The sequence below is a fragment of the Arthrobacter sp. 01L42 genome, from assembly GCF_056400005.1.
Window position 1 is genome coordinate 198603 of sequence record NZ_JBFTSL010000002.1, and the last position, 13445, is coordinate 212047.

Annotated in this window: 10 protein-coding genes; 9 read left to right on the forward strand and 1 reads right to left on the reverse strand. The window is 68.3% G+C overall.

The genetic code is table 11. The annotated features are described in order from the left end of the window. The first annotated feature begins 26 nt into the window (after positions 1-26). Positions 27-1802 (forward strand): PucR family transcriptional regulator, encoded by a 1776-nt coding sequence (locus tag AC1DN2_RS02865; protein ID WP_476849129.1) that lies wholly within the window; start codon positions 27-29, stop codon positions 1800-1802. On the opposite strand, the gene AC1DN2_RS02870 is transcribed toward AC1DN2_RS02865, so the two are convergent. After that, the gene (locus AC1DN2_RS02870; RefSeq protein WP_476849163.1) at positions 1781-2587 is read right to left on the reverse strand and encodes a nitrilase-related carbon-nitrogen hydrolase; all 807 of its coding nucleotides are present in this window, start codon (positions 2585-2587) and stop codon (positions 1781-1783) included. The two genes, AC1DN2_RS02865 and AC1DN2_RS02870, sit on opposite strands and share 22 nt — an antisense overlap. A 241-nt stretch (positions 2588-2828) precedes the next feature. Between AC1DN2_RS02870 and AC1DN2_RS02875 the strand changes: the two genes are divergently transcribed. The 8 genes from AC1DN2_RS02875 to AC1DN2_RS02910 all read left to right on the forward strand — a co-directional run bounded on the left by AC1DN2_RS02875 (position 2829) and on the right by AC1DN2_RS02910 (position 13322). After that, the gene (locus AC1DN2_RS02875; RefSeq protein ID WP_243180206.1) at positions 2829-4019 is read left to right on the forward strand and encodes an ROK family transcriptional regulator; all 1191 of its coding nucleotides are present in this window, start codon (positions 2829-2831) and stop codon (positions 4017-4019) included. 131 nt (positions 4020-4150) lie between these two features. Next, on the forward strand, positions 4151-5707 hold the full coding sequence (gene mmsA / locus AC1DN2_RS02880; RefSeq protein ID WP_476849130.1) for a multiple monosaccharide ABC transporter ATP-binding protein: 1557 nt from the start codon (positions 4151-4153) through the stop codon (positions 5705-5707). A 54-nt stretch (positions 5708-5761) separates the two neighbouring features. Continuing rightward, entirely contained in the window at positions 5762-7030 is a 1269-nt protein-coding gene (mmsB, locus tag AC1DN2_RS02885; RefSeq protein ID WP_476849131.1) for a multiple monosaccharide ABC transporter permease, read from the forward strand. 65 nt (positions 7031-7095) lie between these two features. Next, positions 7096-8199, forward strand: coding sequence for a substrate-binding domain-containing protein (locus AC1DN2_RS02890; protein WP_476849132.1), 1104 nt, complete (start codon positions 7096-7098; stop codon positions 8197-8199). A 301-nt stretch (positions 8200-8500) separates the two neighbouring features. Further along, positions 8501-9949: an ABC transporter permease gene (locus tag AC1DN2_RS02895; protein WP_476849133.1), complete on the forward strand. Its 1449-nt coding sequence runs from the start codon at positions 8501-8503 to the stop codon at positions 9947-9949. 2 nt (positions 9950-9951) lie between these two features. Further along, the gene (locus tag AC1DN2_RS02900; protein ID WP_476849134.1) at positions 9952-10659 is read left to right on the forward strand and encodes an ABC transporter ATP-binding protein; all 708 of its coding nucleotides are present in this window, start codon (positions 9952-9954) and stop codon (positions 10657-10659) included. 183 nt (positions 10660-10842) lie between these two features. Further along, positions 10843-11913, forward strand: a complete 1071-nt coding sequence (locus AC1DN2_RS02905) for a Gfo/Idh/MocA family protein (RefSeq protein WP_476849135.1) — start codon at positions 10843-10845, stop codon at positions 11911-11913. Between the two features lie 152 nt (positions 11914-12065). Continuing rightward, entirely contained in the window at positions 12066-13322 is a 1257-nt protein-coding gene (locus AC1DN2_RS02910; RefSeq protein ID WP_476849136.1) for a hypothetical protein, read from the forward strand. Positions 13323-13445: the final 123 nt, after the last annotated feature.

Below are 13445 nucleotides of genomic sequence, written 5' to 3' on the forward strand. Positions count from 1 at the left end.
CCTGTAGTCTTCACTCATGAGACTTAATGCACTTGGACTCCGCAGGCCGGGCGGCCGGCACGGGGGCCGCGGCCGTGGCTGCTGAGGACCCGGAGCGGCTCGGCTTCGTCACTCTGGCGCAGTTCCTGGGCCAGTTGCCGGCACTGGCCGTCGTGCACGACGGCGGCAACGGCCAGGAGCGCCTGCGCTGGGTGGAGCCCAGCGAACTGGAAGATCCCACCCCCTACCTGCTCGACGGCGAGTTCCTGCTCACGGCCGGCCTGCCGTTCGTGGGCGGGGGCGGCAGCGAGGAGGCGGTGGACGCTTACGTGCGGCGCCTGGTGCAGGCCCGCGTGGGCGCCCTGGGCTTTGGCCTGGAACCGTACTTCAACGCCGTGCCCGATGCCGTGGTGCGGGCCTGCCGGCAGCACAACCTGACCCTGGTCGCCATCCCGGAGAGCCTCCCGTTCGCCGCGCTGGGACTGGAATTCTCCCGGCTCCTGGAGTCGGACAACGCCAAGACCTTCCGCCAGTTGGCCGACACCAGCCGGCAGCTCATGCGCGCGGTCTTGTCCGCGCGCCCCGAGCACGAACTCCTCGCGGCCCTGGTCCAGCGCGTCCCGGTTTGGGCCGTGCTGGTCGGCGCCGACGGGCGGGTGCGCGCCCGCGGTTCGGGCCCCTCCCCCGGTCCGCGGGCCGCCGGCGCCGCTGCCGGCACCGTGCCGGGAGTTGACTCAGCCGACCTGCAGCCGCTGCTGGCCAGGCTGCTCGCCGGCAGTGGTCCGCGGGTCGAGATGGATTCGTTCGACGCCGCGGGCTCGTCCCTCGTCTTCGGGTATCCGCTGCGCAGCACCCGGGACGCCAACCTCGGCGCGCTCATCCTCGGCACGGACGCCCCGCTGACCCCGGCCCAGAACAGCGTTGTCTCCACCGCGGTCGGGCTGCTGGAACTGCTGGTCCGCCAGCGCATCAGCGGCTCCCTGGCCCCGAGCCAGCTGGCCACGGCGCTGCTGCTGCACCCGGAGAGCGTGGCCTCAGGATCCGCACGGCATGTCAACGGGTTCAAGGACCTGCTGGCCCAAAGCATCTCCTCCACCCGGTCCGGCCAGCTGCGGGTCGTGCAGGGTCTCCGGATTGACGCCGCCCCGGACAGCTCCCGGACCCCGGGCGGACCGGGCGAGGCTCCGGTGCGGGCGCTGCTGGAGTGGCGGCGGCTGTTCGACACCAAACTCGTGGAGCTCACCGAGTACGGCTTTGCCGCCATTACCCGGTTAAAGGTCGACGACGCCCTGCTCGCCGAAGTGGAGCGGCTCGGCTGGCGCCTGGTGATCGGCAGCGGCACCGATTTCGCGAACCTGCCGGAGGCTTACCGGCAGGCCGCTTCACTGCGCAACCGCGTTCTCACGAGCCGCCGGAGCGTCCGGGCGGATGACGTGACGTGGTCGGTGGCCGGCCTGTTGGGACCCGCTGCCGGCACCCTGCTGGCGGGCCATCTGCTGGCGCCCCTGCTCGCCCTCGAGCCGGAGCGCCGCGACAGCCTGCTCGGCATCCTGCGGGCCTGGCTGGGCGAAAACGGAAGCTGGGACGCCACGGCAAAGGCCACGGGACTGCATCGAAACAGCGTCCGCCGGCAGATCGGCATCATCGCTGAGCTGCTGGGCCTTGACCTCAACCAGGCCCAGGCCCGCGCGGAACTCTGGATCGCCCTGCAGTACCAGGCCGAGCCTGAGCCGCCCGCCCCGGCCACCGCAGGTCAGGCGTCCAGTGCACCGGCCAGCGCAGGTCTGGCGTCGGCTGCCGGTCAGACTCCCCAGGAGCGGTAGATCTCCGGGCGGCGGTCGCGCAGGTAGTCCACGGCGTCCTCGATGCCGTCTGCCGCGGCGCGGCCGGTCTCACCCAGCTCGGCAAACAACAGTTCCGGCCCGGCCCCGGCCGCGGCCAGGACCGAGCCGTCCGGGCCCGCGACCATGCTGCCGCCGCGGAAGTCGCCGTCATCCTCCGAACCGGTGTGATTGGCGTAGGCGACCGTCAGCTGGTTCTCCAGGGCGCGGGCCCGGATCAGCACCTGCGGCACGACGTCGAATCCGCCGGCGAGTGCCGTCGGCACCAGCAGCAGGTCCGCGCCGCGCAGGGCGGCCGCCCGCGCCGACTCGGGAAACTCGATGTCGTAGCAGATGACCAGCGCCGTTTTGTGCCCGTGGAAATCCACGACGCCGGGGGCAGCCGCGGCGGGCGTGAACGCCGCCCGCTCGTCCGGGCCGAACAGGTGCACCTTGTCGTAACTGAGCAGCTCCTCGCCCGCCTCGTCGACCAGGGTGGCGGAAATGTGCCACCCGCCGGCCGGCGTCACCGTGGGCAGGCTGTAGACCAGGGCGATGTCGTTGCGCCGCGCGATGCCGGCCAGGGCTTCCCGGAGCGCGGGCAACCTGCCGGGATCGAACGCCTCCCGCAGCCGCCGCGGCGCGTAGCCCACGGGGAAGAGTTCCGGGGTCACCAGCAGCTGCGCGCCCGCGGCGGACGCCTTACGCGCCGCGGCCTCCACCGCGGCGCAGTTCGCCTCGATGTCCAGCACGGCGGAGTTCGCCTGCATCAGGGCCAGCAGCACCATTACCACCTCACGTTTCCGGACGCCTCCGCGGGTCGCGGCGGGTTCTCCCGACCAGAGTAGCCGTGTCCCGGAACGCGGGGTGTGGTGCAATTCCACCCGGCCAGCGTGCCGGCGGGGCAGAACGTCCTTGCCGCGGAGACGGCGGGTGCTGAACGCCCTCTCCCCGGCATTCGACCGGCGCGGCCGTTATCGTTGCGTTAACTTCTTGACTACAAGGCGCGAATGCGTCACGCTTCATAGCATGCCCTCACCAACGCGCTCAACGAGGAGCCGAACCAAGAACCCCGGATCGCAGTCCGCCCTCCGGCATTTGAACCAGCAGCGGATCATCGAATGCCTCCTCGCGGGCCCATCCACGCAGGCGGAACTGGCCCGCCAGACCGGGCTTTCGACAGCCACGGTCTCGAACATCGTCAAAATCATGCAGGACGCCGGGCTGGCCTCGACTGAACCGATCACCAGTTCCGGGCGGCGCGCCCTGAACGTCCGGCTCAACAGCAACGGAGCCGTCGCCGTCGGAATCGACTTCGGCCGGCGCCACCTGCGCGTCGTGCTGGCCTCGCTGAGTTACCACGTGATCGCCGAAGAGTCGGTCCTGCTGCCCCTGGGCCATCACGCCGAGGAAGGCATCCAGGCCGCCGTCGGCGTGCTGGACCGGCTGCTCACGGACAGCGGTGTGGAACGCAGCGCCCTGGTGGGTGCCGGCGTCGGAATTCCCGGCCCGATCGACCGCCGCACAGGCACCGTGGCGCAAGGCGCGATCCTGCCCGAATGGGTGGGCATCAACATCCTCAAACGCCTAGAAGAAGCGCTGGAACTCCCCGTCTTTGTGGACAACGACGCCAACCTGGGCGCCCTCTCCGAGGTCACCTGGGGGCCGCACAGCGGCATCAGCAACCTGATGTTCCTCAAGATCGGCTCGGGCATCGGTGCGGGGCTGATCCTCAACGGCGCCCCGTACTACGGCAACGTGGGCATCACCGGCGAAATCGGCCATGCCACCATCCACGAGCACGGGCTGATCTGCCGCTGCGGGAACCGCGGCTGCCTGGAAACCATCGCCTCCACCACCACCATGATCGAGCTCCTGAGCCGCGGCGAGGACCGGCCGCTCTCGCCCGGGGACATCGTTCGCAAGGCACTGGAGAAGGACTCCGCCACGCTCCGTGTCGTGGACGACGCCGGGCTCGCCGTCGGGCGCGCGCTGGGCAACGTGGCGAACCTGATCAACCCCGAGGTCATTGTGGTCGGCGGCCCGCTGGCGGGCCTTGGCCAGCTGCTGCTGGACCCGATCCGGCGCGGCCTGATCCGCCACGCGGTGCCGGTCATTGGCGAGACAACCACCCTCACGATGTCGTCCCTGGGCGACCGGGCCGAGGCCCTCGGGGCCACGGCTTTGGTCTTCCAGCACGCCGGAATCCGGCGAAACTAACCATTTCGTTATGTGCCTGTTGCGTTAAAGACTTGACGACAAGGGCTGTGATCCAGTTTACTTTTCCATCAGACGGCCCTGCGGTTTGCAGGGGCGGACAACGAAGTCATGCATTGGAGGCGTAAGGGCAGATGACGTCCCTCAACACGCACAGTGATCCGCTAATCCTCGAGATGCGCTCCATCACCAAGGAGTTCCCCGGCGTTAAAGCTTTGGCCGATGTGAGCCTGCGGGTGAAGGCCGGCGAGATCCACGCCATCTGCGGTGAGAACGGCGCCGGGAAATCGACCCTGATGAAGGTGCTCTCGGGTGTGTACCCCTACGGCACGTACACCGGGGACATCGTTTACCAGAACGAAGTCCAGGAGTTCAAGGACATCCGGGCCAGCGAGCACGCCGGCATCGTGATCATCCACCAGGAACTCGCGCTCATCCCCGAACTGTCGATCATGGAAAACATCTTCCTCGGCAACGAGCCCACCAAGCGCGGCGTGATCGACTGGGCCGAGGCCCGGACCCGGTCCACCGAACTGCTGGCCCGCGTGGGGCTGCGCGAGGACCCGGACACCCCCATCAAGGAGATCGGCGTCGGCAAGCAGCAGTTGGTCGAGATCGCCAAAGCCCTGAACAAGTCGGTCAAGCTCCTGATCCTGGACGAGCCCACGGCGGCGCTGAACGAGTCCGACTCCCAGCACCTGCTGGACCTCATGCTGGGCCTCAAGGGCCGCGGAATCACCTCGATCATCATTTCGCACAAGCTCAACGAGATCGAACAGATCGCCGATGAGATCACGATCATCCGCGACGGCAAGTCGATCGAGACCCTGAACGTCAAGGCCGACGGCGTCGACGAGGACCGCATCATCAAGGGCATGGTGGGCCGGACCCTGGAATCCCGGTTCCCGGACCACGAGCCGAAGATCGGCGATGTCCTCTTCGAGGTGAAGAACTGGAACGTCGGGCACCCGCAGATCCAGGACCGCCTGGTCTGCAAGAACTCCAGCTTTTTCGTCCGCCGCGGCGAGATCGTCGGGTTCGCGGGCCTGATGGGCGCCGGACGCACCGAACTGGCCCGGTCCGTGTTCGGGCGCTCGTACGGCCGCTTCATCTCGGGCCATGTCTACAAAGAAGGCAAGGAACTGCAGCTCAAGAGCGTCCGCCAGGCGATCGACGCCGGACTCGGCTACGTCACCGAGGACCGCAAGTCCCTGGGCCTGAACCTGCTGGACGACATCAAGGCCACCACGGTCTCGGCAAACCTGCGCAAGATCAGCAAGAACTTCGTGGTGGACGCCAACAAGGAATACGCCGTCGCGGAGGAATACCGGAAGTCGCTGCGGACCAAGACGCCCTCCGTGGAGGAAGGCGTCGCAAAGCTCTCCGGCGGCAACCAGCAGAAGGTTGTGCTGGCGAAATGGATGTTCACCGACCCGGACGTGCTGATCCTGGACGAGCCCACCCGCGGGATCGATGTCGGGGCCAAGTACGAGATCTACGGCATCATCCAGAAGCTGGCCAACGAGGGCAAGGCCGTGATCGTCATTTCCTCGGAGCTGCCCGAGCTGCTGGGCCTCTCGGACCGGATCTACACGATTTTCGAAGGCGCCATCACCGGCGTGCTGAACAAGGACGAAGCCAGCCAGGAAAGCCTCATGAAACTCATGACGTCCGCCCGCAAGACCGCTTGACCCTTTGGGACAAACCAGAACAATCCGAACACCCCGGACACAAGGACTGAAACAATGAACGCGCTCAAGAAGCTCTTTGGCGGCAACACCCGCCAATTCGGCATGATCTTCGCCCTGGTTGCGCTGATCGTGTTCTTCGAGATTTTCACGGAGGGCCGCACGCTCACATCGGGCAACGTCATCAACCTCTTCAACGGCAACTCCTACATCCTGATCCTCGCCATCGGCATGGTGCTGGTCATCATCGCCGGGCACATCGACCTCTCGGTCGGTTCCGTCGCGGCCTTCGTGGGTGTCTGCGTGTCACTCTTCATCCGCGACTGGGGCCTGCCCTGGTACATCGGCGTCCTGATGGGGCTGGGACTCGGCGTCCTGATCGGGGCCTGGCAGGGATTCTGGGTGGCCTACGTCGGCATTCCCGCGTTCATCGTGACGCTGTCCGGCATGCTGATCTTCCGCGGCGCCAACCAGTTCGTCGGCAAGTCGAACACCATCCCGGTCCCGGCGGATTTCCAGTACATCGGCTCCGGCTACCTGGCCGAGTTCGGCCCGAAGACCGGCTACAACAACCCCACCATGCTGATCGGCCTGCTCGCCGTAGCGTTCGTAATCTTCAGCGAGATCCGGTCCCGCCGCAACGCCAAGAAGCTCGGCGCCGAGGTCCCTGAAGCCTGGGTCATGGTCCTCAAACTGGTGCTGGTCTGCGGCGCCATCCTCTACGCGACGTACCTCTTCGCCACCGGCCGTCCGGGCACGTCCTTCCCGGTTCCGGGCCTGATCCTCGCCGTCCTCATCATCGTCTACGGCTTCATCTCCTCCAAGACCGTCATCGGCCGCCATATCTACGCGGTCGGCGGCAACCGCCACGCTGCGGAGCTCTCCGGCGTCCAGTCCAAGAAGGTCAACTTCCTGGTCATGATGAACATGTCCTTCCTGGCCGGCCTCGCCGGCATGATCTTCGTCGGCCGCTCCACCGCCTCGGGACCGTTCGACGGCGTCGGCTGGGAATTGGACGCCATCGCGGCCGTCTTCATCGGCGGCGCCGCGGTCACCGGCGGCGTGGGCACCGTGATCGGCTCGATCATCGGCGGCCTGGTCATGGCCGTCCTGAACAACGGCCTGCAGCTGCTCGGCGTCGGCGCCGACCTCACCCAGATCATCAAGGGCCTCGTGCTCCTGATCGCCGTCGCCTTCGACGTCTACAACAAGACCCAGGGCAAGAAATCGATCGTCGGCATGCTGATGAAGAACTTCGGCCGCAGCAGCGAGATCAAGGCCGACGAGACCACCCAGACCACAGAGGTCATCTCGAGGGGCATCTGACCCCCTCCCCCGGTTCCCCAACCCCACAGTTCTCCGCACACCACCAAAAGAAAGTGAACCAAGCAATGCGAATGATTGGTAAAGCAGGAAAGGCAGCAGCAATCGCTGCTATTGCGGCACTGGCGCTGACAGCCTGCGGCCGTTCCGACACCGGAACCACCAGCGGTTCCTCCACTGGAGGCGAAGCATTCCCGAAGGGATCCGCGATCGGCGTCGCTCTCCCCCAGAAGACCTCCGAAAACTGGGTCCTGGCCGAGCAGCTGTTCAACGACGGCCTCACCAAGGCCGGCTACAAGCCGGACGTGCAGTTCGCCAACGGCGGCGTCTCGGAGCAGCAGAACCAGATCAGCGCCATGATCACCAAGGGCGACAAGCTCATCATCGTCGGCGCCATCGACGGTGCACAGCTGGGCACCCAGCTCCAGCAGGCCAAGGACGCCGGCGCAACGATCATCGCGTACGACCGTCTGCTGCTGAACACCCCGAACGTGGACTACTACGTGGCCTACGACAACTTCAAGGTCGGTGAACTCCAGGGCAAGGCGCTGCTGGACGGCATGAAGGGCAAGAAGCCGGAGGGCCCGTACAACATCGAGCTCTTCGCAGGTTCCCCTGATGACGCCAACGCGAAGGTCTTCTTCGACGGCGCCATGAGCGTCCTGAAGCCGAAGATCGACGACGGCACCCTCAAGGTCCTCTCCGGCCAGACGAGCTTCGAGCAGGCTGTGACCCAGGGCTGGAAGGCAGAGAACGCCCAGAAGCGCATGGACACCCTGCTCGCCGGAACCTACGGCACCGCCCCGCTTGACGGCGTGCTGTCCCCGAACGACACTCTGGCCCGCGCGATCCTGACCTCCGTCAAGGCCGCCGGCAAGCCGCTTCCGATTGTCACCGGCCAGGACTCCGAGGTTGAGTCGGTCAAGTCCATCATGGCGGGCGAGCAGTACTCCACCATCAACAAGGACACCCGCGCGCTCGTTGAGCACTCGATCGTCATGGTCAACGACGTTCAGGCAGGCAAGACGCCTGAGATCAACGACGACAAGTCCTACAACAACACGGTCAAGGTTGTTCCCGCCTACCTGCTGGAACCGGTCATCGTCACCAAGGACAACGTCCACACGGCGTACGAGAACGATCCGGTCCTCGGCCCGATCACCAAGCAGTAGTTCCTTATCTGGCGTCCGGTTCACCGGCCGCGCCAGAGCACAGAGCCCCGGCTCTCCCGCAAGGGAGGGCCGGGGCTCTTGCGTTGGCCGTGATGCGCTGGCGGTGGTCCGCCGGCTGGGACCTTGGCGGTGACCTTGGCAGTGACCTTGGCGGTGACCTTGCCTGTGGCGAGGCGCTTCACAGCGGAGACATAGCTTTGCGGGGAGGTTCGCACAGCGGCCCGTACCACTGTGGGACCAGCGCCGGGCATCGGGTCCGGCAGGAGATACCCCAGAGACACCCAAGAAAACTAGGAGCACCGTGAGCGTTCTTGCCCGGAGTGTAGGCAACGCCTTTCGAAACAAGGTCAGGACCGCCGCTGTGGTGGCGGTGCTGGCCGTAGCCATTGGGCTTGCCCTGGCCATGCTCGTGGCCAACCAGGCCGTCACCGGCAAGGTTGCCGAGCTGAACGCCTCGGTGGGCACGGTCCTGACCGTGAACCCGGCCGGCGGCCAGGGCTTCGAGGGCGGCGGCGAGCCGCTGACCTCGGCGCAGGCAGCGACGGCGGCGGCCGTCCCCAACGTCAGCAGCGTGGTCGGCACCAAGGCCCTGCGCCTGCGCAACGCCGCTGACATTGCCGCCGAGGCCGCGTCAGGACGGACAGGCCAAGGCGGCCCCGGCGGCCAGTCGGCCACCTCCGTCACCACGAGCCTCACGGCCGCCGTCGACGCCGGCACCCTCGGCAACCGTAACCAAGCCAGTACCGGCGCCTCCGGAAGCAGCACCTCGGGCAGTACCGGCAGCACCGCGCAGGCCGCGCCGGCGTTCTCGCTGCCCATCACGGCAACGGGCATCGGCGCCGAGGTGGACTCCACTGGCAAGGCCCTGCAGCTGACGCAGGGCACCGGCCTGGGCAACTACACCGCCGCGTCCACCGGCGCCCTGCTGGGCACCACCCTGGCCACCAAGAACGGCCTCAGCGTGGGCTCGACGTTCACCATCGGGGACCAGAGCTTCACCGTCCGGGGGCTGTTCGACGCCGGGACCGCGTTCGGCAACAATGCGCTCTACGTGACGCTGCCGACCGCCCAGACCCTCGCCGCGCTCCCGGACGAACTCTCCACCATGATCGTCACGGTCAACAGCATGGAAAACGTCGACGCCGCCAAGACCGCCCTGCAGGCGGCGCTGGGCTCCGACAAGGCCGACGTCACCCAGGGCCAGCGGAACCTTGAGACAGCCGTCAGCTCGCTGGACAGCGTCAAGAACATTTCCTTCATCGCCTTCATCGCGGCCCTTGGCACCGCCGGCCTGATCATCCTCCTGATCATGGTCATGCTGGTCCGCGAACGACGCCGCGAGATCGGTGTCCTGAAGGCCATCGGCGCCCCGAACCGCACCATCGGCCTGCAGTTTGTGCTGGAGGCCCTCGTGCTGGTGGCCATGGGCAGTGTTGTGGGCGCCGCCGTCGCCTCCCTCGCCAGCGGCGGCATCGCCAGCGCCCTCATCAGTTCAAGCAGCAGCACGAGCGCGGCGGCCACCGGCCAGCGCGGCGGCGCTGGCGGCTTTCCCGGGGGCGGGTTCCCGGGAGGGGCGGGCGGACCGCTGGGCGGGGCCAGCCAGCTGCTGACCTCCGTGACGGCGAGCGCCTCCCCCGGCGTCATCGCCGCGGGCATCGCCGCAGTTTTCGGCGTCGCCATCATCGGCGCGCTCGTCCCGGCCCTGCTCACCGCCCGCATCCGTCCCATCGAAGTCCTCCGAGGAGAATAGCCATGATCGAAGTCAAGAACCTGGTCCGCACGTTCAAGTCCGGCGACCGGACCATCAAGCCGGTCAACGATGTCAGCTTCGAGCTGGAGCAGGGCACGCTGGCCTCGATCGTGGGCAAGAGCGGCAGCGGCAAGAGCACCCTGCTCTCCTTGCTCGGGGCGCTGGACAAGCCCACCAGCGGCGACGTGGTGGTCAACGGCGTGAGCCTGGCCAGCATGCCCGACGGGAAACTGACCAACTACCGGCGCCGGGACATCGGCTTCGTGTTCCAGCAGTTCAACCTGATCCCGAACCTCTCGGCCGTGGACAACGTGATGCTGCCGATGGAATTCGCCGGCGTGCGCAAGGCGGCGCGGGCCGAGCGGGCCCGGCAGCTGCTCGAACAGGTCCAGCTCGATCCGGACAAGCACGGGCGGCGCATCAACCGGCTCTCCGGCGGCGAGCAGCAGCGGGTGGCGATCGCCCGGGCGCTGGCGAACGAACCCAAACTGATCCTGGCCGATGAACCCACCGGCAACCTGGACGAACAGACCGGCGAGCACATCATCGAGCTGCTCAGCACGCTCAGCCGGGACCACAACACCACCATCCTGGTGGTCACCCACGACCGTGCCCTGGCCAACAAGACGGACCGGCGCTTCCGGCTCCAGCAGGGCCGGCTCACGGAGGAACCGGCCCGGAACCGCGCGACGGCGGCCCTGACCGGCTGAGGACCGGCCGGCTGCGGGGACTTCGGCGGCGGAGCTGCGGGCAGGCCTTGGGGGCCCGCCCGCAGCTCCGGCGTCGAGCCGCCGGGGCTGAACTTCGTGAGACTGGATCTCCGCGTCGAACCTCCGCCATGCCAGGGCCGTCAAGACCGCGGCCCGCCCGCCCCTGGGTGAGAAGATGGCATCATGTCTGCCCTCATCGCAAAGCCGTGGCTGTTCAGCCAGCCGGACCAGGACCCCCGCACAGCCACCGGTGCCAGGCTGCGCTGGGGTGTCATCGCCACCGGCGGGATCGCCGCTTCGGTCACACGCGACCTTGGGCTGCTGGCGGATGCGGAACTGTACGCCGTCAGCTCCCGCACACAGGCGGCCGCGGACGCGTTCGCGGCCGACTACGGCTTTGTCCACGCCTACGGTGACCAGGAGGGCGCCAGTGGCTATGCCCGCTTGCTCGCCAATGACGCCGTCGACGTCGTCTACGTCGCCACCCCGCACGCCCACCATCACAAGATAGCCCTCGCCGCCCTCAACGCCGGCAAGCACGTGCTGTGCGAGAAGGCCCTCACGATCAATGCCCGGGAAGCAGCCGAGCTGATCGCGGCGGCCCGGACCAACGGAGTCTTCCTGATGGAGGCGGTGTGGAGCCGGTTCCTGCCCAGCATGCAGCGGGCGTTCGAGATCGCTGCCTCGGGCGAGATCGGCGAGGTGAAATGGGTCGGCGCCGACCTCGGCTTTCCGGCGCCGTACTCGCCCGGTTCCCGGCTTTGGGCACCCAAGGACGGTGGCGGCGCCCTGCTGGACATGACGGTCTATCCCCTGCTCTGGGCGCTCGGCACCCTGGGGTTCCCGCAAACGGTCAGCGCCACCGGCTGGCTGGACGACGACGGCGTCGACGCCCAGAATGCGTTGACGCTCGGTTACCACCACGGCGCCCAGGCCCAACTGACCTCGTCATTGATGGCCTACGGCCCCCGCACGGCCACCGTCGCCGGCACCAAGGGCTACCTCCAGAGCCCCGGCTCCATCAACAACCCGAAGGAACTGCTGGTCCGGATCGGCTTCGAGGGGCCCCGGACGGAGCAGTTCACCGTGGTGGGACGTGGCTACACCTACGAGCTCCGCGAGGTCACGCGGTGCATCCAGCAGGGCCTCACCGAGAGCCCGGTCATGCCTCTGGAGGACTCCCTGAACACCATGCGGCTTTTCGACGGCGTACGCGCGCAGCTCGGCGTGAGCTACCCCAACGACGCCCACTAACCGCCTCGCATTTTCCACGCCCCAGGCAACGGACCCGGCGCATTCCAAGTGTCTCGGTATGCCTACAGTTTCGGCCCCGCTCTGGACTCTCCTGTTGGGGCCGACTTACCCTGTAGGCAATTGTCCAGTCTTCCGGGATCGGGGGTGCGCGCATGGATCCTGCAGCAGCGTCCTCCCGCGCGGGCCGCACCTTGCGCCCCCTGCGCCCCTTGCGGCGCGTGCTTTTGGCCGCCGTCGCCGGCGCCGCGTGGCTGACACTGACCTGCACGGCCGCGCAGGCGGACGACGCCTGCGCGTTCTACGGGACGGCCGACGACGCCGGGGAGAGCACGGCCGCCGCCTCCTGTACGGACGCCGACGACCTCCCTGTTCCCTCCCTCGACGGCGTGGTTTCCGTGGACATCTCTGCGGTCCCGGCGGGCGCCTGGGCGGCGGGCGCTGTTCCGGGGCCGGGAGCAGCTTCCGCGGACGTCGTTCATGCCGACCCGAACGGGCCCGCGGACACCGCCCCTGACCCGGCGGTTCCCGACGCGCCACCGCCCGCCCCTGGGCAGGCGGCACCGGACCCGGCGCTCCCCTCCCCGGTACTCCCTGACCCTTCGCTCCCTGCGCCGGCACTCACCCCGCCGGCAACCGGGCCTGTGGTGGACCCTGCGGTTCCGGTCCCCGGTGTTGTTCCGCCGGTGGTGGACCCTGCGGTACCGGTCCCCGGCGTCGATCCGCCGGCCGTGGACCCCGCGGCTCCGGCTCCAGCACCTTCGTCGCCCGGCGACCCGGCGGCCCCGGCTCCGGCTCCGGATCCAGCAACTCCGCTCCCCGGCGACCCTGCGGCCGGGCCACCAGACGGCGTCGTTCCAGACGGCGTCGTTCCAGGCGGCGACGTCGCGGCGGGATCGCCTGCGGGGACGCCGGCCGCCGTCGATGGCGCATCGGCGCCGGCGGGCGGCGCAAAAGCAACCGCCGCCAACGCAGCACCGGCTGAACTGCCGGCGCCTGCTCCCACCGGCACCGTGGCGGCCCGTCCCTTCCCGGCATCTCCTTCCCCGGGTGCCACGGTTGCCTATCCCGCCTTGCTGATCCCTGAACCCCGGGGCGCGGCAGCTGTCCAGTCCGGCGCTGCCCCGCCGGCCAAGGCCCCTGCCGGGACCGGTGAACCGCCGGCTCCCTCCGGCAACCCGGGTCCGAGCCCATGGCATGGCGGAACGGGACTGCCTGCGCCTGACGCACTCCCGCCGGCTCCGGGCTCGGGGTCCGGCAGCGGGCACTCCGGCGGCGGGCCTGCCGGAACGGCTGCGTGGATGCCCAGCCTGGTCTTCTACGTGCCCACCATCGGGGCCGACGCCATCGGCGGACCGCTCCAGCACGAGTACGCAGCCGTTAGCGCTGATCCCGGTTCTTCTCCTGACTAGTCGGGCCGTCTCTGCCTCCACAGAGCACGGCCCGTCGGGCTGCCTTTGCCGCCCGCCAACAGTCACCCAGGAGAATCCCCCATGGACACGACCGTCCACCGCCGGGCTTCCGGCACCCCAATT

Bases quoted from the DNA above. Each gene is read 5' to 3' on its own strand.
- AC1DN2_RS02875 (WP_243180206.1), top strand. From the start codon at position 2,829: ATGCCCTCACCAACGCGCTCAACGAGGAGCCGAACCAAGAACCCCGGA.
- AC1DN2_RS02870 (WP_476849163.1), bottom strand. From the start codon at position 2,587: ATGGTGCTGCTGGCCCTGATGCAGGCGAACTCCGCCGTGCTGGACATC.
- AC1DN2_RS02890 (WP_476849132.1), top strand. From the start codon at position 7,096: ATGCGAATGATTGGTAAAGCAGGAAAGGCAGCAGCAATCGCTGCTATT.
- mmsA (WP_476849130.1), top strand. From the start codon at position 4,151: ATGACGTCCCTCAACACGCACAGTGATCCGCTAATCCTCGAGATGCGC.
- AC1DN2_RS02865 (WP_476849129.1), top strand. From the start codon at position 27: ATGCACTTGGACTCCGCAGGCCGGGCGGCCGGCACGGGGGCCGCGGCC.
- AC1DN2_RS02910 (WP_476849136.1), top strand. From the start codon at position 12,066: ATGGATCCTGCAGCAGCGTCCTCCCGCGCGGGCCGCACCTTGCGCCCC.
- mmsB (WP_476849131.1), top strand. From the start codon at position 5,762: ATGAACGCGCTCAAGAAGCTCTTTGGCGGCAACACCCGCCAATTCGGC.
- AC1DN2_RS02905 (WP_476849135.1), top strand. From the start codon at position 10,843: ATGTCTGCCCTCATCGCAAAGCCGTGGCTGTTCAGCCAGCCGGACCAG.
- AC1DN2_RS02900 (WP_476849134.1), top strand. From the start codon at position 9,952: ATGATCGAAGTCAAGAACCTGGTCCGCACGTTCAAGTCCGGCGACCGG.